3 protein-coding genes are annotated in these 2,984 nt (G+C 60.2%); 1 reads left to right on the plus strand and 2 read right to left on the minus strand.

Annotated features, from left to right (window positions below; all coding sequences use genetic code 11):
• Positions 1 to 156: 156 nt before the first annotated feature.
• Positions 157 to 1,008: a phosphoadenosine phosphosulfate reductase domain-containing protein gene (locus tag ACHIRB_RS30605; RefSeq protein ID WP_395118449.1), complete on the plus strand. Its 852-nt coding sequence runs from the start codon at positions 157 to 159 to the stop codon at positions 1,006 to 1,008.
• A gap of 53 nt (positions 1,009 to 1,061) precedes the next feature.
• Here the strand turns inward: ACHIRB_RS30605 and ACHIRB_RS30610 are convergent, their stop codons facing one another.
• Complete coding sequence (locus ACHIRB_RS30610; protein ID WP_395118447.1) at positions 1,062 to 1,616, minus strand: DUF2510 domain-containing protein; 555 nt, start codon at positions 1,614 to 1,616, stop codon at positions 1,062 to 1,064.
• Positions 1,617 to 1,754: 138 nt separating this feature from the next.
• On the minus strand, positions 1,755 to 2,504 hold the full coding sequence (locus ACHIRB_RS30615; protein WP_395118445.1) for a C40 family peptidase: 750 nt from the start codon (positions 2,502 to 2,504) through the stop codon (positions 1,755 to 1,757).
• Between the last annotated feature and the right edge of the window lie 480 nt (positions 2,505 to 2,984).

The following is a 2,984-nucleotide window of genomic DNA, read 5'->3' on the forward strand; positions in this document are numbered from 1 at the left end:
CGCTGATACCGAGGACGATCACCACTCGATCGACCGACGGCCTCTATTCGGAGGAAGATCCATTCGACGCGTTCCGTGTGACACCACACCGATAGATTCGCCACAAGGTCCGCACACACCGAGACCACACGCGGTCAAGCAGAATCGGAGGCCGCAATGTCCCAGGACGAACCAGATGGACTCGACCTGCAGCGACTACGAGCACTCAGACGGCCTCGCCACGACCTTGACCACCTACAAAATCGGATCGCCCAGCACCTCGACGATCACGACGGCTACCTTGCATTCTCCGGCGGCAAAGATTCCCTCGCCGCCCTACATCTCACGCTGCAGGTCGAACCGAACATCCCAGTCGTCTTCTTCGATTCCGGACTCGAATACCCCGAGACCTACCGCTACATAACCGAACTCGCCGACACGTGGAACCTCAACCTCGACCTACGGCCTGCACAACCGCCACTGCTGAGCATCCTGGCCGCCTCCGGCGAATGGGATCACACCCGACCCAATCAGTCGGACTGTCGAGCACTGCGCGACATCCTCATCACCGAACCCGCCCAAGCGGCACATGCCGCACACGGACCCGGCGAAGTGTGGGGTGTCCGCGCCGACGAGTCACCCAAAGGCACAGGGCGATGGTCCCTCTATTACAACGCCCTCACCCTCGAAACCGCACGAACATGCACCGAGTGCTGCGCCACCGCCGCGCAGCGGCGCGCCAACCACGGCGGCCAATTTTCACGTACCGACGGCACGCACGTGTTCGGCCCTGTGTGGGATTGGAGCATCGACGACATCTGGAGTCACATTGCACGCCACGAGCTGCCTGTGAACCCCGTCTACGACAAACTCCGCCAACTCGGCACCCCGCCAACACAACTGCGCGTCTCCCACATGATCGACGGCGCCTTCCTCGAACACGGCCGCATCACTCGTCTCCGTCGCGGGTGGCCAAGCCTCTTCGAAGAACTCGCTCAGGCCCTTCCGCGAATCCGCGAATTCATCTGACTTGAAGGCTGCCGTCCATGGCGGTAAGCGGCCCCTGCCTTCGTGCCCCGAACCTATTCGATGTAGCCCATCTCGACGCCCACGATCTGCCCGTCGCTGACAATCGCGCTGCAATTGAACTTGCCTCGGATCATGGCACCGTATGAATTGCTGGCATCTACCTTGCCGGTGACAACCCATCGACTCAAATCCGAGTAGTCACTGTACTTTTCCAACTTCGAATAGTCCTCGTCGAACGTCTTCAAATCCGATGTCTCATGCGCGGATACATCGAGGAACTTCGCGGAGCTCGGCGACTTCATCCGGTCAGCCACGGCACTGGTGCAGCGATCTTTAGCCTTGTCGTCAATGCCATCTTTTAACACGTTGTAGGCGACTGCAACCGCCAACAGTGCAGCCAGAAAAATCCCGGTGCCGATCAGGGCACCCCTTTTGCTCGGTTCAGGCGCAGATGACGACGGATTCGCACCCGCTTCAACGGAGGCCGGTGCGTCAACGTTCCTCACATCCGTCCACACATGACCATCCCAGTACCCCACCGAGTTCGGTCGGCCAGCTGGGTTCGAGTACCAACCCGCAGGCAGTGACGCTCCATCTTTCGATGTCATCCGCCCATCCTAGGATTTGCGCGCCTGCGGGCCAGCGAGATCGACTGAACTGGACATTCACACGGTGTGGCTCTTCACCGGGTGGACTTCGGCATCGAGGGACGGTCGCTGGCACTAACGAGAGGTGTTTGACCGCTTCTATAGAAAGCGAGCGGCGATCATGTCGGAGCGAACTGCGCTGATCTGGACGAGCTGACCGCTTTGAGGTGCTTCGATCATCGTGTTGTCACCGAGGTACATGGCCACATGGTTCGCACCATCCGCCTGCCAGTTCCCGAACAATAAGTCTCCAGGTTGGGCCTGGTCTATCGTGATCTGCTTGCCGGCCCGGAACTGCTCTTGCGACGTGCGTGGAAGAACGATCTTTCCGCGACTGGCCACGTAGTAGGCGAACCGAACCAGAGCCGAGCAATCGAATCCTGCGACTGCCCCGCCGCTACCGTCCCCCAACGAGGGACCGGTCAATGTCCCGCCACCCCACTGATACGGAAGACCGATCGCCCACATCGCTTGCTCGACAACTGCCCGGGATAGGTCGAGGTTGCGCGGGAAACGTGGATCGAACGTCAACGTGACCGGAGCAGAGACACCCGGGATTCCGACCATGGGCGGTACCACCGCAGCCGGCGCCGGGGTTGTCTCGAATGCTGGAGGCGTTGTTGAACCGTCGACCTTTCCCGGCGGAGGTGCCGGCGGCCCGACGAAAGCCTCGGGGAACTGCTGGTCCAACTGTTCGATCCACTCGGCCGGCAGTTGCTCCTGCACTACTGTTACAGCCGCGTCAGCAACGTTGGCCGCCTGCTCGACGACGGCCGGTGGAACGCCGGCACCTTGAGCCGCGGCACCAGCGGTGGCGATGACGATGGAAACGATTCCTGGAACATCCATAGCTGCACTCCTTGAACAGAATTCGACGACGAGTCGGCGGCCCGCGACAAGCTGGCTGCGTACTCATGAGGTGGTGATGCGCCGAACATTAGGAGCAGGTATGGACAGGTTTGACCGAGCTGAAAACACCCTTCGCCATGCAATTGGATTGCGGGCGCGACACACCGCCGCACCTAGCCGCTACGTACGCACGAGATGAAATAGGCTGGGCAGCACTGAGAATGCACAGGGTGAGTCGGAGGCATACCAATTTCGTTGGTAGCCTCCGACATTTCTTTGTCGGCCCGACGCGTGAACTCTCCCTAGCGACACATTTCTCGGTGTCTCTCGTTTCCGCGCACCAACATTCGAGGCTTATTCGCTCTTTGCGCTGATGGTCGGTATCTCGCCGATCAGACAACTACGCGAAGGAGCCAGCCGTTAGCCCAGATCTTTCTCCGGGCTGACGTGCCGGCTTGATCTGTTTCGGATTGGGTTTTC

Origin of the sequence: Antrihabitans spumae (genome assembly GCF_043944905.1) — a bacterium.
Taxonomy (GTDB): Bacteria; Actinomycetota; Actinomycetes; order Mycobacteriales; family Mycobacteriaceae; genus Antrihabitans; species Antrihabitans spumae.